This is a genomic window from Clostridium sp. AM43-3BH (assembly GCF_003479985.1).
Lineage (GTDB): Bacteria > Bacillota > Clostridia > Lachnospirales > Lachnospiraceae > Otoolea > Otoolea fessa.
In genome coordinates this window covers 122,285-146,916 of sequence record NZ_QUIH01000006.1, presented here as the reverse complement: position 1 = coordinate 146,916, position 24,632 = coordinate 122,285, and the positions used below count along the sequence as shown (strand labels likewise).

Genomic DNA, 24,632 nt, shown 5'->3' with positions numbered 1-24,632 from the left:
GAAAATATTTATATTTAAAACGACAGATATGGAGTCGGATGAACTTATAAAAATTATTAAAACAACAGGGATTTTATTTGAAAAAAAAGAAAAACCATTTAATATTTATAAGTATTGTAAAAAAGGAAAAAGTTTTTAAAAATAAGCAGAGGATGGTGGATTTATCATCCTTTTAGAGAAGAGCATGTATTTTAAAGGGAATCTGGTTTTGCAGGTTCCCTTTTTGCCATCAAAAACGTTGATGTTTTATCAAATGACGCTAAAAATAAAAAGAATAATGCAGGGGGTGACATTATTAGTTATTGCTGTAATATTTGGATAAAATATAAATAAAACATAAAAAATATAAATAAATTATAAAATGGCGACAGTTTTTTCTTGCTCAAGTGTTTATTAAATAGAGGACAAAATAAGACAGCAAAGGAAGTGGTGCTGTTGCATCGGAAAAATGACACAAAATTAGTGATGTCCATTCGGGAAAAGAATTGAAGGGGATTCTTTTCCCCATTTGTCGTGTTACGAAAGACTGAGGGTGAGAAAATATGCTGGAACTTGCAATCTGTGATGATGATATCATCCTGTGTAATTGGTTAGAACAGAAGCTGCTCCATTATGGGAAAGCGAATGACTGTCAGATATCTGTAGAAATATACTATTCTGCGAAGCAGCTTCTTAACAGGCTGGAAGAAGAATCCTACGATATGTTATTCCTTGATATTTGTCTGGAACATGAGAATGGAATTGATATCGGAACGGAGATACGAAAGAAAAATTATGGAAAAGAACTGCAGATTACCTATATTTCAACATATCAGGAATATGCTATGAAATTATTCCGCATTCATCCATTTGATTTTCTTGTAAAGCCGATCCGAGAGGAAGAACTTTTCCGGGTAATAGGTGAATTACGGGAACTGTTAAAAGAACGGAAGAAAATATTTGAATATACAGATACAAAAGGAATCCACAAAATTTCTTATGACAAGATCCTGTATTTTTATAGTCTGGGAAAAAGAGTACATATCGTGACATCGGAAAAAGAATTTGAATATCGAGGAAAATTAAAGGATGTAGCGGATGTAACAGAAGAATATTTCTTACTGATTCACAAGTCCTATCTCATCAATATGGAATACGTGGAGCATTACGAATATGACAACGTGGTTATGAAAGACAAGACACGTCTCAGTATCAGTAAAGCAAATCGCAAGAAGGTCAGGGAAAGACTATTACAAACGGAGAAGAAAAGATTATGAATATCCATTTGATCACTTATCTGACAAGTAAATTATTCTGGATTTATACTGTGTTCCGTCATAATACCATCCTGTATCCCAAAAATGAGGATACACAAAAGCTATTTGCATATTTTTGTGCATATCTGCTTTCCTGCTGGGGAAGTATGCAGTGGGGAACGATGTACGGAGATCTGATCTTTGAGCTGATCGCTCTGTTAATTATAACAGTGGCATATCAGGTAGACTGGCAACATCATGTCTGGAATACACTTATGGTATATATTATGGGAATTTTATGTGATGGGATTCCAATCGTGCTCTTTCAACGGTATGCGGTAGCAAGAAATCCGGTGCATCATCACATGGGACCGGGAACTATCGTAACGGGAAATTTTATATTCTTTTTACTGGAAGTTGTTATTGAAAGAAAAGTGGATGTAAAGAGAAGTTATTATATAAAGAACCGTCATTGGCTTGCTATGCTTTCTGTCCCGGTGATCAGTATTATAGTCTGTATCAGGATATTGCTGCCAGACAGAAGAGGTGTGCGGTCTACGATTGTATTATTCTTACTGTTTATCAATGTGTTTATTTTTTATCTGCACGATGAGGTTCAGAAAAGTTATATTGAAACAGCAAAACAGGAAGAGCTGAAGATTCAGATGAGCCAGTACGCAAAAGAACTGGAGATGATGATGAAATCACAGGACAGGCTGAATAAGATACATCATGATTACAAGCACCATCTTACAACAATAGGGGCAATGGCAAAAACGGGAGGAAATGAAGAGATTCTATCGTATCTGAAACAGATGGAGAATATAGCCGGAACAGCCTTATGTCATCATTTATATACAGAAAACCGTAATATGAATAATCTGCTGAATTATATTTTGGAAGATTCGAAATCAGTAATTGAAAATCCGGAGATTTCTGTGGAAATACCGAATCATATAGGGGAAGAATTATTTGATCTAAGTATAATAGTGGGAAATCTTATGGATAATGCTATTCGTGGGACAGCAGCTTCAGATGAAAGGAGATTATCGTTTCAGATGTATTATGGAAAAGGAATCATGAATATCCAGATTGAGAATAGCATAAAAGATACACCAAAAGTGCGGAATGGAATTTATCTGACAACGAAAAGCAGGAAAGAAGGACATGGAATAGGATTACAAAATGTGAAACTCGTAGTAGAAAAGTATCATGGTCAGATGGAGATCTGCCATACGGAGAAATCCTTTCAAGTGAAAATATTATTATATATGAAATTAGATGAAAAATAGTAAGGCGATAGTGTCTTACTATTTTTTTCGACCGATTTCGTCTATTTTTGCCACCTCAAGGGGCATTTTTACCATTTGTGAAAATTTTGTGATTTTTTAGATTATAGTAGTGCAAAAGTCAGAAAAAAAGGAGGGTAGCGGTTATTTTGTAAAGGAATTATAGAAAAAGATTACAAGAGGGAGAAAGAGACTATGAAGAGATTTCGAAAGTCGGCTATAGCCTTAGTACTTGCACTCCTGATGGCACTACAGGGAACAGAACCTATCTTTGTACAGGCAAAAGAGGCCATTGAGGATGTACAGAAGAATGCAGATTTCTCCAGACCAGAGGCTTTGACGGAAGAGGAAGCCGGGATAACAGATTCCACATCTGGAGAACAAGATAAGAGTCAGCAGTCTGATGCGGACGTACAAAATGAAACGACACCATCGGAAAATACAGAGACTCAGGAAGAACAGACAACTCCAGCAGAAGAAACAGAAGAAAATCCGCAGGAAAAAGAAGTAGAATTAAAAGAACCTCAGGATTACTATCCGATTCCGGAAGAACCGGAAGGTGAACTGATCGATTATGATGCCATTTCCAAGACTTATAAGACAGGAGACAAGCAGTATACAACCGTTTATGGAGGTTATGTCGGAACTTATAAGAATGAGGATGGAGATACCGAGCTGGTTGATAATACACTTGTAAAACCAGAAGAAGCAGATACTCCGGCATCCGAAGAAGCACAGGAAGCTAGCAGTGCATCGAAGGATGACCAAAAGGAAGAGAAAACAGAAGTTTATCAGAACAAGGCAAATGATTATGCCATCCTTCTTCCGGAACAGATGTCAGAAGAGAATGGTGTAACGATTGAAAATGGAAAGACCAGAATCGGGATTATTCCGGTAGATGGAGATTATACACATTCCGTTATTAAAGACAATGCGATCCTTTATAATGAAGTTTACGAGGGCGCAGATGTTCAGTATACAGTACTGGATTCCAGTATTAAAGAAGATATCATACTTCAGCAGCCAACAGACAGGGAAGTCTATGAATACGAGCTGCAGATTCCGGGGTATCAGGCAGAAGTAAAAGACAATCAGGTCTATATCTATCCGGAAGGGAAGACAATCAAAGATGCGAAGTATCTTCTGGAGACGCCATCAATGGAAGACGCTGCCGGGGAAATCAGTTTCCTGATCACATTGGAACTTCGGGAAGAAGAGGGAAAAACAATCCTGACCGTAAAACCAGACAGGGATTGGCTTTCGGCAGAAGAACGTCAGTATCCGGTCAGGATCGATCCGACACCAGTGGAGATTCAGAAGAGTTCCTTTAACATGATCGGTGTGGAAGAGGGAAGTCCTACCAGTCAGATTGGTGACAACAATTATCCGTATGTCGGATTTGATGATGGTATTAAGTCTGGGAACCTTGCAGGATTTGGTACTGCACACCAGAACTGCCGGACTTATATCAAAGTAAATTCAAATTTTAGTCAGATTCCGAAAGATTCCAAAATTGACAGTGCAACATTTGCAGTCAGTCAGAAAACTGCATACAGTGGTGGTGCATCCCAGTTTGGACTTTATCGTGTAGATCAGTCGTGGAACACCTCCATCACATGGAAAACAAAACCAGTAAATCTTACGTTTCAGGATGTACAGAATGCAAGTACCAGCAGGAACAGCTATATCAATTATGACGTCAAAGATCTGGTCAATGACTGGGTGCAGGGAACTCATGCGAATAACGGATTTGCACTGGTAGCCATTGCCGAGGCAAATAACCTTGGAGCTTCTATGCAGTGTGAGGTACTGAATAACAGGGCATCCGTTTATGGACCGAAACTCAGCATCCAGTGGTCACCGGCTGAAGATCCATATCTGCGAGATATGTCACTGGATGAAACAACGATCCTGCTTCGCCCGATGACAGAAAAGAATACAAATGGAAAGCTGAAGTTTGATGCCGTATTTGCAGACGGAATTGCAAAGAGCAAATCTACAGTAGAATATTATCTGCTTCCAGATGAGGAAAATGAAGAACATCACGAAACAGATGCAAAACCATTGTATTCCTATCCAGACAGTACTGAATACAATAAGCAGTTCCCGGAGGCGAATAAGTATTACAGCAAAGATTCCAACTGGCAGAGTGCACTGTATTCAGGGCTGACGAAGGACAAGCTTTATAAGATCAAAGCAAAAGCATCGAAAGAGATTGATGGAAAGCTGGAAACAGGAAAAGAAGTGACCAGTGACAGCTTTGTGATCTATGAAGTGAAGCAGTTTGATACATTCCCGAAGATTGCAAAATATTATGGTGTTCCGCTTAAGAACATTATGAAAGACAATCAGGTTATGGACGCACTGGTAGTCGCAAATAACACGATCTTTATCCGTAACCCACAGACAAATGTTCCATATAGTCCTGCACCGCTTACCGATCAGGATAAGATGCGGATTGACGGAGCATTGATGGGAAGAGGCCTGCACTGTGAATTTGGATTTGAACCAGTCAACTTAAATACTGGTAACTTCTACATGGATCAGTCCGATGCGACGATGAATGAACTGAATGGAGAATTCTCCATTACAAGAAGCTACAATTCCAAAGGAACAGACCAGCATTCCATGTTCGGACGTGGATGGAGCTTTAACTATGACCAGTCACTTTCTCAAATGGAGGACGGAAGTCTTCTGTATATGAGAGGGGACGGAAGTTATCTGATCTTTGATAAGAATGAAGATGGAAGCTACACTGCTCCGGATGGTTATGTATATGATTTAAAAGCAGTCAGCTATAAAGATACAGACCATGACTACATCGGATGGGAACTGACAGATGCGGATCAGAGCGTCTGGTCATTTGATAAATATGGAATTTTACGTTATGTAACGGATGTGAATGGATTTAAGACAGTATTAGATTATGACGATGATTATAATCTGAGTAAGATTACAACACCATCTGGAAAAACATTCGGGGTAAAACAGGATAAATTCGGGCATATCAAGGAACTGTCTCTTCCAGATGGTGGAAAAGTTTCTTACAAATATGATGAGCAGGGAAATCTGATATCTGTAACAGATCCGAATGGAACAACAAAAGAGTACAAATATGATGATGACAGCCGTATGACAAGCTGGAAAGATGAGAATGGCAATACGGTTGTAAAGAATACTTACGATAAAGAAGGAAGAGTTGTAGAGCAGACTGATGCAGAAAAAGGAACGGCAACTTTCAAGTACGGAAAGAGTTCTACTACAACAACGGATAACGAAGGAAATAAGACCGTTTATCATTATGATGATCAGTACCGCACAACATCCATTGAATATCCGGATGGAACAACCTGTGAAAAGACTTATAATGCAGAGAATCAGCTTGCTTCCGAAACGACAGCAGCCGGAACAAAAACTTACACTTATGATACATTTGGCAATGTAGCAACGGAGACAAGAGAGGATGGAAAGACAGCCTCTTATACTTATAATGAGCAGAATAAGCTGACCAGTGCAACTGGATATAACGGAGCAACGGTTACTTACAGTTATGACGGTAATGGAAATATGGTCACATCTACAAAACCGGATGGAACAGCCATTACCTATACTTACGATGACAAACATCGTATGGTATCCCAGACAGACGGCAGAGGTGTCACAACAACGTATTCGTATGACGGACCGAACATGACCGGATATGTGGATGGAAATGGAGCAGCATGGGGATTCACGTATGACGCGATGAATCGTGCAGTTACCATGACAGATCCACTTGGAAATGTAACCTCGAACAGTTACGATGCGAATGGCAATCTGACTTCCAAGACAGCAGCCGATGGCGGTGTGACCGCTTATACGCTGGATGGTGTGGGAAATATTACAGCAAGTACTGACGCACTGGGGAATACCACCACTTATACTTATGATAAGATGTACAACATGACCAGTGGTACAGATCCGAAAGGAAATCAGATCAGCTACGTTTATGATAAGAATTATCAGCAGGTCAAAGCAACCGATGCAAAAGGAAATACAATTACTTATAAGTATGACAGCATGGGACGTGTCATAGAAGAGAGTAATAAAGATTTTGGAACAAAGCTCTATGAATATGACAAAGCAGGAAATCTGAAAAAATATACCGATGGAAATGGAAATGCAACCGTATCCAAGTTTGATTCTCTTGGACAGGTGCTTCAGTCCAAAGATGCAGTTGGTAATATAACCAAATATGAATATGACGCATTAGGAAATGAAACCAAGATTACTTATGGAGATGGAAGCAGCCATTCCAAGGAATATGATAACTGCGGAAGACTCGCTAAAGAGACAGATGAATTAGGTGCAGTTACCACTTATACTTATGATGCGGCAGACAATCTGGTATCAAAATCAGATGACAGTGGAAGAACCTGGACTTATACCTACGATAATACAGGAAACCGCTTAAGTGAAACCAACCCAGAAGGTGGAACTACCACATATACTTATGATAAAGCAGGAAATCTGGTATCTTCTACCGATGAAGAGGGAAGAACAGATACTTATGCTTACGACAAGGCAGGAAATCTGACTACATCCAAAGATGCCCTTGGATATACCGTATCCATGAAGTATGACTTAAATGGAAATCTGGTATCCTCTACCGATGAAAATGGAAATACCAGTACCATGACTTACGATGGTAATGGAAACATGACATCGGTAAGCGATGCAAAGGGCAACATTACAGCAATGAAATATGATTCCACCGACAATCTGGAACAGACGGTGGATGCCCTGAAAGGAAAGACCACTTACGAATACGATTCACAGGGCAACAGCACAAAGATGACAGATGCCCTCGGCAATGCGTATAGTTATGTGTATGATAAAGAGGGAAATAACACATCCATAATACTGCCGACAGGGGACAAGGTGCTGATGGAGTACGATGCCATCGGACAGCTTGTAAAATGTACGGATGCACAGGGACTCGTAATTACCTATCAATATGACGGAGCAGGCAACCTGATCCATTCCTCCGACAATGGTGGAAACAGTATGGATTATACTTATGATGGTGCCGGAAATGTACTGACACAGACCGATGAACTTGGCAGGACAGCAACATACAAGTACGATCAGTACGGCAGACTCCTGAAACTTACTGAAGCAGACGGAAGTATCACATCTTATGAATATGATGTTATGGACCGCATTACAGCGGTAACGGATGCGGAAGGTCATAAAACAACCTTTACCTACGATAAAGTCGGCAACCAGTTATCCATGACAGAAGAAGAGGAAGCCACATATAAATACGCTTACGATAAGAAAGACCGGGTTATTTCTCAGACAAATCCACTGGGAGCATCCAGCACCTTTAAGTATGACGGAAATGATAATGTGACGGAATCTGTCGATGAAAACGGTACGGTTACCAAGTATGCTTACGATAAAAATGACAATCTCGTATCCCAGACAGACGGAAATGGAAATACGACAACCTACCAGTATGATGAACTGGACCGCAAGATCGGTGAGACTTCTCCGTTAAAAGAAACAAATGAATACCGTTATGATGCCATTGGAAATCTTACCAAATCAAAAGATCCGATGGGACTCATTACCGAATACAAATATGACAGCCTGAGTAACATGACGGAACAGATTTCTCCAAAGGGAGCAGTTACCAAATATGATTACGACAAGCATGGCAATGTCATTTCTGTAACGGATGCAAAGGGAAATGAGACACAGTACAGTGTTGACCTGAATGACAATGTCACAAAGATGACACAGGCGAATGGTGGAGAGTATACCTATAGTTATGATAAAGCCGGACGTCTGAAGAGTATGACCAGTCCACTGGGTTATACTAAAAATTTCTCTTATGATAAAGTGGACAACGTGGTAAAAGAAAGCGACAGCTTAAAGAGTACCACTACTTATACTTACGATAAGCTCCATAACATGAAGTCTTCTACCAATGCACTGGATGGAACAACCAGCTTTTCTTATGATAAGTATGGCAATCTGGTGAAGGAGACAGATCCGCTTGGACGGAGCAATACCTACAGTTATGACCTGGCAGGTCAGATGACTTCTGCAGCTGATCCGCTTGGTAAGATAACTGCTTACACTTACGACCCGGCAGGAAATATTACTGAGATCACCAAACCGGGTGGAAGAAAGACCAGCTATGGATATGATAAGAATTATAATGTTACATCTGTAACAGATCCGATGGGCTATGTTGCAAAGACAGTCTACGATAAAGACAACCGTGTAACAGAAGAGACCGATGCACTGGGGCAGAAGGAATCCTATACCTATGATAAGGACAGCAGGGTAACTTCTATTACAGACAAGCGTGGATTCACAACGGGATTTGATTACGATGCACATGGGAATATTCAGGTTGTTACAGATAAGACCGGATTAAAGAGCCATCTGGAATATGACAAGAATGACAACCTGACCAAAGTAACTGATGCCCTTGGCGGTGTAACAACTTATGGTTACGACAACATGGATAACCTGGTGACCTTCACCAATGCAGCAAATAAGACAACGAATTATACTTATGACTTAGAAGGCAACCTGACATCCATCAAAGATCCGGCAGGAAGAACGGAGAAATTCGACTATGATGAAAAAGGCAGACTGACCGGACATACACAGGCAAGCGGCAAGAAAACCACGTATGATTACGACAAACTGAATGACCTGTTGGAGAAATCTTATCAGGACGCAAAAGGCGAGACATCCGAAAAGGACGTGACCTACGCATATAACAGTGCCGGGGAACGGGTATCCATGAAGGATCAGACAGGCAAGAGCAGCTACGAATACGATGCACTTGGAAGAATCACCAAAGTGACAAGCGGTTCGAAAAAGGATGTCAGCTACGTTTATGATGACGCAGATAATCTGCAGGCAATCGTATACCCGGATGGGACAAAGATCAGCTATGAATACGACTTAAATGATAATCTGGTAAAACTGACAGACCGTAATAGAAAAGTAACCACTTACAAGCATGATGCACTGAACCGTGTGACAGAAGTTACTAGAAGTAATGGAACAAAGACGGAAGTATCTTACGATGCAGAAGATCATATCACAAAGATTGTGAATACCTGTGGTTCCTGCGGCAAAGTAATCAGTACTTATGAGTACAAGTACAATGATCAGGGATATGTAGTTGGAGAAACAGCTACGGAACTGGAAGCTGGAACAAGAAAGACGCCAAGCTGGGAAGACTGGTACAACTGGGGCGATACACAGAAAGAGACAGACAAAGCAGACTGTGAGCATCAGGAAAAAGAGATCCAGACGACACGTACCTATGAATACGATGACAACTGGGAACTGACACGCTGTACAGAAAAAGCAGAGGGCGGTAAAAAGACAGTCCATAATTATACTTATGACAAGATTGGAAACCGGACCTCTTACGAGAAGATCGAGGATGGTGTCAGCAAAGCAAAATATAACTATAAGTACAACGATTCCAACCAGCTCATCAAACGCACCAATGCAAAGATCTGGGGCGATCCGGGAACAACCTACAGCTATGATAAAGATGGCAATCTGATCCAGGAATGTGATAAGACAAACAGTGCAGATCCGGTTACTTATGAATACACAGCAGAGAATCGTTTGGCAGTAGTAAAACAGGGTGGAACAGTCCTGATGGCAGCCATGTACGATGGAGATAACAACCGGGTATTCGAACTTGATAACACCTATAAATGGGAAGACTGCTATGGCGATGAAGTCCTGATCCCGGCGAACCAGCGTACCGAAGATGGAAACAGCCCGAAAGAGCAGCTTGCCTCTCTGGTAAAAGGCGGTTCCAATGCCAAAGGATACACACTGACAGAGTATATCAACGATATCAATCGCGAGAATACAGAAGTCCTTGCAGAGTATGGAGCAGACGAGAAAGTACGTCAGGCTTATACTTATGGAGAAAGTGGAATCGGAGAACGGGTAAGCGTTGATAAATCGGAAGAAAGCAGTTATTATTTATATGACGGAAGAAACAGCGTGACCGGAATCCTGACCGAAACAGCTAATCTGACGAACAGTTATCAGTATGATTCATACGGTAACCTTACATCAGGAACAGCAGACGGTGTCAATTACTACGGTTACAATGGGGAGTCCACAAATGTAAAAACAGGACTTCAGTATCTGCGGGCAAGATACTATAACGCAGAGAACGGAACCTTTACAACTGAAGATAGTGACCTTGGAACGACAGAAAATCCATTGACCAGAAACCGCTACGATTATACGACCAATAATCCGCTGAATTACAGTGATCCGACAGGACATTCATTGTGGAGCAGGATTAAGAGTACAGCTAAAAAAGCAGCGAAAGCAGTCAAGAGTGTCGGCAAGAAAATCGTTAATACTGCGAAAAAGGTAGTCAAAACAGTAGTAAATACAGCTAAGAAAGCAGCAAAAACTATTGTTAACACAGTGAAGGGGGTAGCAAAAACTGCCAAAAATGCAGCTAAACATGCAAAACAGACATATCAATCTGTGAAAAATCGTGTAACCAGTAGCAGTACATATCAAAAGATCACATCCAGAGGAAGTCAGTTTATTCGTTCTGTAAGCAATGGGGTACAGAAAATTGGAAAAACTTATACATCTTTCAAATCCTATGTTTCAGAAAGAACGGCAGAAATCCGCTCAGAAGTGGTACGATATATGTGTACGACAACAAATCGTATTACAGATAAGCTTGGAAAAGTAGACTGGAATGCGGTGAAAAAAGTAGCCATTGGTATAACTGCGGTTACAGTTTCTGGTCTTGTAGTTGCTGCAACAGGCGGTTTGGCTGCAGGAGCAGTTCTGGCAGCATTGCCAGCAATGGGTGGCTTAGGAACGGCGATGGTTTCAGGAGCAGTTATTGGAGCTATTGGTGGAGCTTCATATAGTGCAGTGAATTCAGGTTTGTCTGGAAATAGTCTGAAACAAGTAGCAAAAGATACGTTAGTCGGTGGTATTGCAGGAGCAGTGACAGGTGGCGTTATGGGTGGCCTTAGTTATGGGGCTGGGAAACTTTTGAATGTAGTAAGGAGTGCAGGAAGTACCCATAATGATGGGATTGATAAATCGTTTAAAAAATTAGTTGCAGAAGTAACCGAAACAAAATTGCCAGAAGGCACTTGGGAAAAACCACCATTAGAGCGAGGAGATATTATTGACAAAGCTATGGGAAATAACTTGGGACACAATTTCCCGACCATAGATAAAGTAGAAAATGGTGTTGTGACTAGTGTTAAAAGCCGAGACTTAGGTGCAAAGACTTATCAAAATGGTAATAAATTGGAAAAGGTAATTGTCAAGGACATTAATAAAGTTTCAGGATTTATAGGAGAAACATTTAATGGTAAATTTGTTAATGCGGAAGAAATAGTGGGTAGACAATTACAAGTAGTTGTTCCAAATGTAACATTAAGCGAAGCTCAGATAAATGCAGTTAATAATGCTACAAAACATGGTATTGATAAAGGTGTTAAACTCATTATTACAGTAGGAAAATAATAGCAAAGTAAATAGCTTAAGGGGAATATTTTATTCCCCTTAAGTAATAGAGAGGAGAAAACGGATATGATTTCTGTATATTATAATCAAAAATATGGTTTCTTAATTGTGCCTAATGCCATTGAAAGGTTTATGGGATGTTATATTTCTATCGAACCTACAATTGAAATTATGGCTGAAGAAACAATAGATAAGATAGGCTGTGCAATTAGAAAAGGAATAAAAATTGCAGAAAGTTCCCCAAAAGTAGACGAATCTCAATTAAACAATTTTTGGAAACAAACAAAATATAAAAGTTTTCCAACATTTTCCAAGAATTATCAAAGAATTGATTTGAAACAAAATGGAGATGAATTAGAAATTAGAAGATGGGAACGGAATAATAGAGGGGGATATTCGCGAAAAACGGAAGAAAAAGATTATATTAATTTTATAGAAATGTCGGATTATGAATTGGGCTTGTTTATAAAAAAAATGTTTGAACCATGTGAAATTAGAATTGATGAAACAGAAAGATTTGAAACATTAGAGGGGAAAATAATTAGTTATTCGATTCCAAATGAGCATTATAAAAATATTGGTGATGGTCATACAGATTCTTATATGACATATAGAAATGAAGATTATGATAAGTTGTATATTTCTTTTTTGATAGGTGATGGAACTGATTGTACAGATGAAGTAAGCATAAAAAATCATTACAAAAAAATATACAAGCAAATGTCGAATATTAAATTTGAAAGTAAATGTAATAAAAAATATGTACATTTTTTAACAGAAAATGGAGAAGTATTGCTGAGTTTTATTGATAATGGTTATGTGGAGTTTTTTATGTGCATTCCATATAATATTGAAAGAAAAGTTCAAAAGGAGTCAATAGAACAGTATTTAAAAATGTTATTTTCGATAAAAATTGAAGATAAATAAAGCGTGAAGGAGAGAATATGCAAAAGAAGAATTGTGTTTTGTGCATAAGTATAGGAATTATAGTATGTATATTGTTATCAGCTTGCTCCAGACAACCAGACTTTGATGCCAAATCCTACGTCCAAAGTTCTCTTGATGCACACTATCATGGAGAATATAAGGACTATGCGAATCTGTTAGAAATCTCGGAAAAAGATGCCAAGAAAGAAATCGAAGAGGATTTTAATGAGAGTATCCAACAGCAATTTGATGATTCCGATAACATTACGGATAAAGGAATTGCTGATTATGCGGAAAAACTGACAGAAGTAAAGAAACTGGCAAAATACAAAGTACAAGATGTGAAAGAAGAGGATGGAGTCTATACAGTAAGTGTACAAGTTGAACCATCCAATGTATTTCAGACATTGCAACAAAGCTCTACAGAGGTAAGCAATGAAAAAATAAAGCAGGGATTGGATGGAAATGATCCGGAAGTCTTTGCAGCTGTATTAACAGAAAGTGTCCAGAAGAGTCTTGAAAAGAACAGATATGGAAAAGCTGTTACTGTAAACGTATCCGTGGAAAAAGATAACTCAGGAAAATATGGTCTTTTGGATACAGAGATGAATAAGTTGGAAGCAGCGATGTTCCCAACAGAATAAGAATGAATGGAAAGCTATCAGAGGAAAAAAACTGGTAGCTTTCTTTTAAACTCCAAGACAAGAAAACTTGTTAAAAAAGCTATTGTAATAGTAGAAAAATTATAATAAATAATGGATGACAAGAGTCTTTTATTCATTATGAGAAAAAGAAGGAATCTCCTATGAACCAACAAGAAATATTCACGTAAGATGGAAAAAAGTGCTGTAATCGAAGAGGTTGCAGCATTTTTTTCTTCGACATTTTTCGAACATTATAACGTACCTATCCGGTCACCGCCATGCTCCGATTTGATTTCTATATCAAAAATCAGATCGGAGGAAAGATAAATGGCTTATAACAAGACAAGTGAAGAACGAAAGTGGAATTATTGGAAAGAACAGGAAGAAAAGAAATTGCGTGAACTGGGAATGGAAGAAGAGAAGATCCAAAAGCTGCGCCAGATGGACAGGGAAGACTTTCTGGAAGAGCGCAGATACCGGGAACATCTGGATGAAACGATGCAGGATATGGATTCCATAAAAGAAAAGGACAGCGAGCTGTTTGCAAGGGATGTAAAGGAGCTTCTGGATCACATAGGTGATAAGCGAATCTATGAACTATTGAAAGAAACGGAGCATCAGACACTGGAAATCCTCTTACTCAGTACATGGGGATATTCTGGAAGAGAAGTTGCTAAGATTATGGGAATGGCAGAACAGACGATTTATACCAAAAGAAACCGTTTGAGAAAAAAATTAAAAAATTTATCAAAAATTGAATAATTATGGCGTTTTTCGTCGGCTATTTAATAGGCAGGTAAATTTTGCCAGTGTACTTTGACAACCTCATACCAGCATTACAGGTACGTTCCCGTAAGTAGAAGCGTGGCAGGAAGACGCGAGGACAGATGAAAAGGGCATGGAAGAAATTAGACCAGAAAGTGAGAGGCAGAGTTCTTTTGTGGCGTTTTCGTTTCGAGCGAATCATCTTTAACTGAAACAGGACCGTGGCGGTCTTTTGCGAGGATCACTTACGAGGGGATAATGATACATAGGAACTGCCAGTGAGCAGAGGATGGACTTTGGGTTGTAATCAGCAAGACTTTTAGAAAATCCGTGAGCGGTGCAATGCCAAGCATCCGCCTGTAATGTTCCCGTAAGGCAATGGGGGAGTCGAGGACAAATACAACGCCAAAAATCAAAAGTATAAGAAATCAAGGAAGAATGTGTCGTTGATATCAGATACATACGGCTGTAGGGAGAAATCCTTTACAGCCGTATTGATGTGATATCAGCACGCATATCAGGTAACAAATTATGTATTACACAAGAGAATATCTCAATAGAGCGCATCGAGAAATTGATACTATTTTCCGAGTGCTGTTCCCGGAACATGGAATGGCAGTAAGGGAAGAACAGATTATGTTATGCCACAAAATGCTGGATAACCTGCTGGGAAGAAACATAGCACTGTGTGACGCGGGTGTCGGTATCGGCAAGACGTATGCCTATCTGGTGGCCTGTGTTCTGATGAGAAAATATTCCCTCCTTGCAGAAGGATGTTCCCCTTATGAGCAGCGTCCGGTCGTGATATCCACTTCCAGCATTGCACTCCAGAAAGCAATTCTTACAGAATATATCCCTTTTCTCTCCCGGATTCTTCAGGAGAACGGGACGATTCAGGCCCCTATTAAAGCTGTGATACGAAAAGGGAAAGAGCATTTTGTCTGCGATGAGAGGTTGGAGCACCGAATCGTTGCAATCGAAGAAAAAAACAAAAATGCGTTGCAGAAAGAAGCTCTGCTGTCGTTGAAAGAACATTATGATATGGACGAAGTGTCCAACTTAAGTGGGTTTGACAGAAGGATGGTGAGTGTACCGAAGTTCTGTTCGGGAGACTGCCCGAAAAGAGGCTCATGCAGGTATCAGCAGTATCTGGAGCGTTCCAGAGATCATGAAATGTTCATTCAGATCTGTAATCACAATTATCTGCTGGCTGATGGTTATCACAGGCTGCAGGATTACCGCCCGTTATTAAAAGACTACCGAGCATTGATTGTCGATGAAGCACATAAGCTGCCGGATGCGGCAAAGCAGATGTTTGGGAAGAGCCTCTGTTATGACGATATCCGAGAAATCTGCTTTTATCTTGGGAATGAGTACCAAGGCCCGGAGATAAGAAAACTGTCCGGGACGATCCGGATGGTGCTGGACATCATAGGAGAAAACCACAGAACCAGATATGGGATAAAAGAAGAATTCCACATGACAGAAGAGTGTGCAATGTATTTATATGAGGGGATACAGACCATGAATAAGATCATAGAAAAATTAGAAAAGAAGATTCCAAAGTGGATCAGAAACAAGCTGGAAGAAACCAAAAGTGTGCTGGAATGCTTTTTCCATCAGGATAAGAAGTATGTGCTGCATCTGAAGCAGGACCATGACCACCGGATTATATTGTGTGCATCCAGCAGACGGATTCCACAGTATCTGGACCAGATGTTATGGAGCAGAGGAATGGGAGCGATTCTGACAAGCGGAACTTTAAAAACCGGACAGGGATTTTCCCACATTCGGAAAATGACAGGATTACAGAGAGTGCGGAGAGTCCGGGAATATGTGGCAGACTCCCCGTTTGAATATCAGAAGAACTGTCTGTTATATCTGCCAAAGAATTTGAAGACATGCAGAAGAGAAAGTCAGGAAGAGGCAGAGATGATAGCAGACCATATCCATTCACTGATCTGTTCGACTTACGGGCATACGCTAGTGCTGTTTACATCTTATCATTTGATGGGAAACGTTTACCAGATGTTAAGGGATGAAATTCCGTTCCCGATGATAGAGGTGTGGAGACATTCACCGGAAGAGATCACAAGATTTAAACAGATGGACAATGCTGTCCTTTTTGCAGCCGGCTCCTGTTGGGAAGGAGTAGACTTCCCTGGAGATATGGTATCTTCGCTGATTATAGTAAAACTGCCCTTTGCTGTTCCTGATCCCATCAGTGAAGCACAGAAGAAGGAATATGCCAGCCTGAAAGATTATATTCAGGCAGTGATTGTTCCAGACATGCAGAAAAAACTAAGACAGGGATTCGGACGTGCTCTCCGCACCGAGACAGATACTTGTGTCGTGTCCATTTTAGACGAGCGTGCAGGAGAAGGTGGCAGGTATCATGAGGAAGTAATGTGTGCGCTTCCGAGCTGCAAGATGGCAAAAGATATCAAGGATGTCCAGCACTTTATTCGAAACCGGAAAGGCGTGGAATACTACCTGTAACCGTTCGTGGTTCTGCTACAGAAAAAGCAGATTTTGCACGAAAAGTTTGGTGGTATTTCAAGGGCGTTTTCGGTGGGATTGTTGGTATTGATGAATAGCTATTTCGGCATGAAGTGGGTATACTGTGTATAGCGTTAGAGGAAAGGAGGCAGCTTATGATATACAAGGTGGAAACGATAAAAGATGGAACAGAAAAATATTTTTTCATCAGAAATCTGGAAACAATGAGTATTGAAGAACTGCCAAGTAAATATCTAATGCATAAGATTAAATGTAAACGTTCACCAAATACAGTGAAACGCACAGCATTTTCAATCTGCTATTATATGAAATATATGGCAGAGAAAGAAATGGAACTCACAGAAGTCTATCAGTTAGATTATGAAAAACAGACAGAACACTTTGTGGAATTTTTATACTGGCTTAAAGCCGGAAACCATACAGAGCAAACGGCTGGAGAAAAGAAGTGTCCGAATGAAGGAACCTGCAACGCATACTTAAAAGATGTGTTCAGGTTCTATTTATTTATAGAGGCAGAATATGAACAGTACGGAAGTCTCAAAACCTTATCGTATAACCAGATTATAGCGGTTAATCAGGTGGGAGTAAAAAAGGTACTGCGGAATCATTCTTTTAAAGCCTATCTGAAGGAAGAGGAACATCGTGGGAGAACAGCAAAAGAAAATCAGATTATTACAATTTTACAGGCCTGTACGAACCGAAGAGATCAGCTTCTGTTACTTATGTTAGCAGAAACCGGATACAGAATTGGGGAACTACTGGGAGTAAAATATGTCAAAGATATTGATTATAGGAATCACATGATAAGGGTATGCTTCCGGGAAGATAATGAAAATGAAGCGAGAGCCAAAAATGCGGAATACAGAAGTGCCAAGATAAGTAATGATACGTTTGAATTTCTCATGGATTATCTGGCAAAATATCGGAAAATCCTGCAACATCAGGATTACCTGTTTGTGAATATCATGGGTGAGAACATTGGAAAGCCATTAAGAGTGGACAGTGTATATGATATGTTGGACCGAATGGAAAAGAAAACCGGAGTTAAAATCACACCCCACATGTTACGTCACTATTTTGCAAATATGCGAAAGCAGGCAGGATGGGAACTGGAAATGATCAGTCAGGCATTGGGGCATAAACATTTGGATACGACTATAAAGTATCTGGACTGGCTGGATGATGAACTGATAGAAGCAAGTAATGAGTTTTATGCACAACACACTGCTATTTATGGGGCGGAACGTCTGCTGGAGTAGGGAGGTGTGAGAAATACCTATATATTTATTGCAACAGGCAGAACACATAACAGAATCTGAAGTAGATATTGAGAAGAAAAAGCAGGAACTATATTCAGAAATTGATGCACTTGGAATAAAAAGCGATTCAAGAATTAACAAATTGAAAAAGTTCTTGGCAGATAGAAAAATCTGGCATCTGGAAGAAATGGATTATCCTTTGCGAAATTCGTATGAACAATATTTAAGAGGACAGATACGATCACAAATTGTATCTTTCTATTTGAAAATATATGATACGGTAAAACAACAACATATCTATCAACAAATGCAGACGCTAAATGGAAAGCGGATATATGAATGGAAATATCAAAATAAAATTTATTTTCTGAAGTATTATCCGGAAAAGGAAATAGCTGAGACCTTTGAAACTTCTTATAAAACAAACCTATTGGTGTGGGATTTTACACAAAATTGTTCAGAAGTTTTAAAGAAACAAATTTTTTATACGTTGAGTCGTATCATTGCCAATACTTCAATGTCTAAGGCTTATAGAAATGTCAGGTTAAAATCCTTAAAACTTCTTTATGATTCTTGTGTTCAGTTAAATATTACGGATATTGGATTGCTGGAAATGGAACAAGTGGAAACTATTTTAAAGAATTTTCCCGAAACGAGTCAACGAAGTATTTTAGGTGAATGCAGAAGAGATGCGTTTATGCAGCAGGAACAGATCCAATGGGAAGCAAATGTATGGTATCTGGAACGATTACATCTTGGAAAACATCGGATAGACGAAAGTAAATCCTTAATTAGCATTTCTTTTATGGAAGTCAAGGAAATACAGAATCGAGAAATTTTACAGGCATACATGAAATATGAACTGGGAATTACTGGACAGGCAGTCAGCACGATTGTACGAAGATTTGTATGTATTAGAAATTTTATTGAACTGCTGGAACAAGAAAAGATACTGGCGATTCATGCAACTGTCGCAGAAGTAAAAAAGTATGCAGACGGCTTGCGAGAACGGGGAATACAGGCAAAGGGATTTAATGAAAGAATTTTCGGTATCGGTCATTTTTATAAATTCATGGAAGTTAAACAGTATATTACAAGAATGCCATTCCGAATTGAATATTTCCAACAAAAAGAAGTAATAGTACATCATGATCGTAGCGTTGAGGAAACAGTATATATGGAAATTTTGAAAAAATTATATCTTTTTCCAGAGCGATTACGATGTATGTTCCTACATCTGTGGTGTCTAGGATTACGGGCGAGTGAAGTGTGTACATTGAAAGGAAATGCTTATTATCAGCAGGGCGAGGATTATTGGATTCAGGTGTATCAGGTCAAAATGAAGAATTATAAAAGGATTCCAATCCCACAGGCACTTTATCAGATTATGAAAGTATACTTGAAAAAACATGAAATTCAGCCTGAAGAATTCATTTTTAAAAACAGCAGAGGTGGTGCTTGTCTATATGGTACATTCCGAACTCAGATGATAGAAGCGTGCCGGGAAAATAAGATTGCAAATGGAGAATATTTATTTCAATCACACGATTATCGACATACAGTAGCAACTATGTTTTATGACAGTCATGTATCACTGCAAAGTATCAGGGATTATCTTGGACATACTTATGAAGAGATGACAAGACAGTATATTGATTATATGCCGCAAAGGATTGCAAAAGCAAATGATGAGTTCTTTGAAATGCAAGGAAGTAGTTTAGCATCATGGCTAAAGAAAGAGGAAAAAGATGGAAAATGATATTATATACTTCAGCGATTTCCCCAATTTACAAGAAACAGGGACACGTAAGGATAATGGAAAATTTGATTTAACGTTGCTTCCAACGCAAGAATTAAAGGAAGAGTTTCGAGGTTATATTATGTATCGCTGCAAAAACGGAACGTTTAGAGCATTGATTCAGGATCGAACAGCTTATAATCATATTGCAAAGTTTTTGAACAGCAGAATAAATCGGAGAATCAAAAGCCTTGGAGATAGAAATCCAGAAAAATGGATATCACTTTTAAAAGGCTGGATGTTAGAACAGGGAATAACTATTGTAAAAGAAAAGAAGAGTGTGTATGGTACAGTAAGCTATGGCGAAGCAGTGACGATATTATATTTCAGAAACGTACTGAAATTTTTAGGGCCAGAAGATTTACGGGATGAGATAGAAAAAGATGTTTGGGAACTAAAAAATCTGGATATTAAAATCAGATCCAATCCAATTTATAATGTAAAAACACTGGATTTCAGAAAAATATATCAGCCAGATATCAGGGAAGAATGTAAGAAAGCTGTTTATATGAATCTGCAGTATGAAGCAATAGGAACTGTACAGGGAGAATTGACAATAATGAGGATATTCTCAGAATATCTCCAAAAAGAGTATTCCAAAATAAAAAGCTGCAGTGAAATAGACAGAGAAGTGTTGGAAGAATTTTTGATACATCTGTCAACAAAAGATACTTCCCATAGTGCGAATAGTTCTTATGTAATTTCATTAAGACGACAGTTAGAGACAATCGGAAAAATTTACAGCTATGAAAGATTGGAGCATTTATTTATTAATACGGATATTCCACCGGAAGTAAATGCAGAATTTAGAGTGTATTCTGATGATGAAATGAAACGACTGAATGCGGAAATTACACAGATGGATGTACAGATTGCAAGATGTCTTCTGATACATCAGATGCTTGGAACTAGGATATCAGATACCCTTACACTGAGACCAGATTGTCTGACGAGAGAAAATGGCCAAGATATGATTGAAATATATCAAGTTAAAACTAAAAGATATAAAAAACCGATCAGTAAAGAACTTGCAAAACTGTTACAGAGTTCTATTGAATATACACAGGAAAAGTTCGGTGATACAGAATACATATTTGTTAATGAAAAAGAACCTGACCGCCCGATGCAGTATATGGCTATAAAAACAAAAGTCATGTCCATGATACAGGAAAAGCAGTTGAAAGATGATCATGGCGAATTATTCGGGTTTGGAACGCACATGTTCCGGCACTACTATGGCGTCAAACTTACAGAAATGCATCTGGATGACTGGACGATAGCGAGACTATTGGGGCATAAAAGACTGAATAATGTACAGCATTACCGGAAAATGAGCAATCAAAGAATGGCAGACGAAACCAGAGAAGTAAGACAGAGGATGAGTGACATCATATATATGAGTCTGGCAAGATGGGGTGAAGAATATGAGCAAATACGACAAGATGATTGAGGAAAATCAGAGAAAAAGTAAAGAGAAAATTGAACTGGCATTGCAAGCAATACAAGATATGCTGGCAAATAAAGAACGTATCAGCGTTCCAAAGCTGATGAAGAAAACTGGATTGTCGAGAGGATTCTTTTATAAAAATCCAACCGTCCGGGATACATTGAACCAAGCAGTAGAGCAACAGGCCGGAATGATAGATCCAAGAAGAGAAATTCTGAACATGGCGATGGAAAAACAGATTGAACTGTTGAACCAGAAGGTGGCAGCTCTGAGCAGAGAAAATAAGGAACTGAAGAGAAAGAACGAAAAGTTACAGAAGGCATTACGGAAACAGGATTTGAATTTTATTAAGAACTTATAACATTGAAAATAATAAGATGGAAGAGATGTGTGCAGACACATCTTTTCATCGTTGAGGATAAAATATATAGAATGAGAATGGGATTGTTTTATGGTATACTAAAAGTGAAATGCTAACTTTGATATGAGGTATAAAACAATATGACAGAAATACAAATTAAAAATTTAATTAAAGAATATGAAAAAGAATATATTGAGTTTATGGAAATTGAGAAATTACCACAGTATAAGATAGATTTTTTTGAAATTAATGTTGAGGAAAGCGATGCAGCAGGATTCGCTTCAGCCGCCCAAGCTTACTATAATACGAAAACAGATGAACATATATTAAGGATATGCAAAAGTTCGGAAATACCAAGGTATATTGTGTTTCATGAATTTACGCATATTTTAGATACGGAAATGTATGCAAAGCAAGATTCTTGGAAATATATGGCTTTGTCTGGTTATACAGAATATCATGCAGCACAAGTTGAATTGATGATAATGTTAGGAGCAGATAGTATACAAACTCAAGATTTTTCATTTACAGTTGATGTTGAAATAGGTAATAGTACAGTTAGGAATTACCTAAACTCAAGACATCAATTAGTAGTGAATATGATGAATAGAACAGATTTTCCAAGAGATATTGAAGCATTAAAAACAACGGTAGGTGTGCTATATAATTATTTTGGAGTGCGTTCTATATGTAAAATGTATGCGAAAGATTATACTGAAGAAGTGGATAACACAATTATTATTCAGAAACTTTCAAAAGTATTATTTGAAGAGATAAATAGCTTTATGGTTGGATGGTTTAATGAAGCACAAGTAGAGCTGAGCTTTGTGTCATATATGAAAATAATGTGGCCTATGCTTCAAAGCTATTTTGGAAAAGAATGAAAGATAGTAACAGTAAACACAGTTTTGTATACAGTTAAACCCAGTAAAATCAACGCATGAGGGGAACTGGCTACATTTTAATTCCCTATCTGGTGGTATGTAGCTCCAACAATTATCAATACATTTTTGGAAGCCTATGATTTCAGCGGTAAAAAGATCGTCCTTTTTGCGACATCCGGTGGAAGTGGATTCGGTAATACTGTAAAAGAATTGCAGCCATCCGCACCAGAGGCTGTTATCACAGAAGGCAGTCTGTTAAACCGCGGAACAAAACAGAAAGTCAGTGAGTGGGTAAATTCTTTATAAACAGCAGTGTTATGGAAGTATACAGAATATGGAAAAAATGGTACAGACAGCAGGAAGAAATGCGCTTGGCGAATTTGCGCCGGAGTTTGCACATTTTAACGAAAGGGCATAATTTTTTCATTCGTTCTTGACAAGTAACCATTCGGTAACTATAATGTAGTTGCCGAATGGTTACTTTGATAAAGGAGATAATTATGGCAGAGGGTACAAAGGAACGGATTTTGAGAACAGCACTGGAACTGTTTGCGCAGAACGGCTATCTGGGGACATCTATGAATGATATTGCAGGGCAGTTGGGAATTACGAAAGCTGCTTTATATAAGCACTATGCCAGCAAACAGGAAATCTTAGATAAGATCGTGGAGCGAATGAACAAGATGGACTATGAGCGCGCTGAGGCGTATGAAATGCCGGAAACGGAACCAGACGGCTTTGCGGAAGCATATCTGCATACACCAATTCAAAAAATTCGCACATACAGCCTTGCCCAGTTTGACCATTGGACAAAGGAGCCGTTTTCCTCCAATTTCCGTAAAATGCTGACGCTGGAGCAATACCGTGATTCCAAGCTTGCACAGCTTCACCACGACTATCTGGCGGGCGGTCCTCTGGAGTATATGGCGGCCATCTTCCGCAAATTGGCAGATTCTGATGAGGAGGCTATGCAGCTGGCGTTGGAATTCTATGGGCCAATGTATCTTCTATACAGTGTCTACGACGGTGCGGAGGAAAAAGAATCGGTTTCTTCCTTATTGGCGACACACATTGATCGCTTTATTGCCAAGGTTGAGGCTGGTTACAGATCAGAAGCTGCCGGGACAGCTGTTTTAAGCAGGAGGAATAACGGATGAACTATATTCGGATCACCAAAGACAATATTGACAAGGAACATATCTGCTGCGCCATGTCCGGTAAGCAGAGTGTTGTAAAAAAGGAATGGCTGCGGCAGCGCTTTGATGATGGACTTGTTTTCTATCGCAGTGAGGAACGCGGTAAATGCTTTATTGAATACATTCCGGCTGAAAACGCCTGGGTGCCGATTGCGGCAGATGGTTATCTTTACATTAACTGTCTATGGGTATCCGGCTCCATGAAGGGACACGGATACTCAAATGATCTGCTGGAGGCGTGTATCTGTGATGCCAGGGTGCAGGGAAAGAAAGGTATTTGCATTTTGTGCGCGGAGGGCCGAAAGCGGGAATTCCTCGCTGACCCGAAATTCCTTACTTATAAGGGTTTCCGTGTGGCAGACATATCCGACTGCGGGATCAATCTTATGTATCTTTCCATTGAATCGGGGGCACAACCGCCGTATTTCAAGGAATGTGCGAAACATCCGGTGATTGAAGAAGCAGGTTTTGTTCTTTATTACACCGATCAATGCCCATATACCTATTATTGGGTACCAAAGGTGCAGGAGGCGGCAAAGGAACATGGTATCCCGTTCAATGCCATCCACATCACTGACAAAGAATCAGCACAGAATGTACCTGCACCGGTCACGACTTATGCACTGTTTCGGGACGGTCAGTTTCTGACACAGAGTATCCAGTCAGATAAAAAATTCCTGGCGCTGGCAGGTTTACAAAATTGATTTTACTCCGCTATTTTTGAGTCGCAACATAATGTTATCAAATGAAATGGA

The 24,632-nt window shown here is 39.3% G+C and carries 14 protein-coding genes and 1 pseudogene; all 15 read left to right on the top strand.

Annotated features, from left to right (window positions below; translation table 11 throughout):
• Window positions 1-542 precede the first annotated feature (542 nt).
• The 15 genes and pseudogenes from DW931_RS10930 (at window position 543) to DW931_RS10855 (ending at window position 24,581) form a co-directional block, all read left to right on the top strand.
• Complete coding sequence (locus DW931_RS10930) at window positions 543-1,256, top strand: LytTR family DNA-binding domain-containing protein (protein ID WP_118626973.1); 714 nt, start codon at window positions 543-545, stop codon at window positions 1,254-1,256.
• Between the two features lie 344 nt (window positions 1,257-1,600).
• A complete protein-coding gene (locus tag DW931_RS10925) occupies window positions 1,601-2,527 on the top strand; it encodes a sensor histidine kinase (RefSeq protein WP_243036940.1) in 927 nt (308 codons plus the stop codon).
• A 192-nt stretch (window positions 2,528-2,719) separates the two neighbouring features.
• Window positions 2,720-12,076 carry a DUF6531 domain-containing protein gene (locus DW931_RS10920; protein WP_243036939.1) on the top strand — a complete coding sequence of 3,119 codons (9,357 nt, stop codon included), beginning with the start codon at window positions 2,720-2,722 and terminating at the stop codon, window positions 12,074-12,076.
• A 66-nt stretch (window positions 12,077-12,142) separates the two neighbouring features.
• A complete protein-coding gene (locus DW931_RS15945) occupies window positions 12,143-13,003 on the top strand; it encodes a contact-dependent growth inhibition system immunity protein (protein WP_007884653.1) in 861 nt (286 codons plus the stop codon).
• A 17-nt stretch (window positions 13,004-13,020) separates the two neighbouring features.
• On the top strand, window positions 13,021-13,647 hold the full coding sequence (locus tag DW931_RS10910; RefSeq protein ID WP_007884654.1) for a hypothetical protein: 627 nt from the start codon (window positions 13,021-13,023) through the stop codon (window positions 13,645-13,647).
• 327 nt (window positions 13,648-13,974) lie between these two features.
• Window positions 13,975-14,409: a hypothetical protein gene (locus DW931_RS10905; protein WP_007886453.1), complete on the top strand. Its 435-nt coding sequence runs from the start codon at window positions 13,975-13,977 to the stop codon at window positions 14,407-14,409.
• Window positions 14,410-15,048: 639 nt separating this feature from the next.
• Window positions 15,049-16,911 carry an ATP-dependent DNA helicase gene (locus DW931_RS10900; RefSeq protein ID WP_347559444.1) on the top strand — a complete coding sequence of 621 codons (1,863 nt, stop codon included), beginning with the start codon at window positions 15,049-15,051 and terminating at the stop codon, window positions 16,909-16,911.
• 155 nt (window positions 16,912-17,066) lie between these two features.
• Complete coding sequence (locus DW931_RS10895; RefSeq protein ID WP_006426957.1) at window positions 17,067-18,191, top strand: tyrosine-type recombinase/integrase; 1,125 nt, start codon at window positions 17,067-17,069, stop codon at window positions 18,189-18,191.
• Between the two features lie 28 nt (window positions 18,192-18,219).
• On the top strand, window positions 18,220-19,950 hold the full coding sequence (locus tag DW931_RS10890) for a tyrosine-type recombinase/integrase (RefSeq protein ID WP_007886448.1): 1,731 nt from the start codon (window positions 18,220-18,222) through the stop codon (window positions 19,948-19,950).
• The gene (locus DW931_RS10885; protein WP_006426955.1) at window positions 19,940-21,439 is read left to right on the top strand and encodes a tyrosine-type recombinase/integrase; all 1,500 of its coding nucleotides are present in this window, start codon (window positions 19,940-19,942) and stop codon (window positions 21,437-21,439) included. The genes DW931_RS10890 and DW931_RS10885 overlap by 11 nt, the downstream gene beginning before the upstream one ends.
• Entirely contained in the window at window positions 21,414-21,797 is a 384-nt protein-coding gene (locus tag DW931_RS10880; RefSeq protein ID WP_015513361.1) for a DUF6262 family protein, read from the top strand. The genes DW931_RS10885 and DW931_RS10880 overlap by 26 nt, the downstream gene beginning before the upstream one ends.
• Window positions 21,798-21,937: 140 nt before the next feature.
• Complete coding sequence (locus DW931_RS10875) at window positions 21,938-22,681, top strand: hypothetical protein (protein ID WP_006426953.1); 744 nt, start codon at window positions 21,938-21,940, stop codon at window positions 22,679-22,681.
• Between the two features lie 81 nt (window positions 22,682-22,762).
• Window positions 22,763-22,987, top strand: a pseudogene (locus DW931_RS10870) (flavodoxin); the annotation flags it as partial.
• Window positions 22,988-23,181: 194 nt separating this feature from the next.
• Window positions 23,182-23,838 carry a TetR/AcrR family transcriptional regulator gene (locus tag DW931_RS10860; protein WP_107000730.1) on the top strand — a complete coding sequence of 219 codons (657 nt, stop codon included), beginning with the start codon at window positions 23,182-23,184 and terminating at the stop codon, window positions 23,836-23,838.
• Window positions 23,835-24,581 carry a YoaP domain-containing protein gene (locus tag DW931_RS10855; RefSeq protein WP_118471486.1) on the top strand — a complete coding sequence of 249 codons (747 nt, stop codon included), beginning with the start codon at window positions 23,835-23,837 and terminating at the stop codon, window positions 24,579-24,581. The genes DW931_RS10860 and DW931_RS10855 overlap by 4 nt, the downstream gene beginning before the upstream one ends.
• Window positions 24,582-24,632 lie beyond the last annotated feature (51 nt).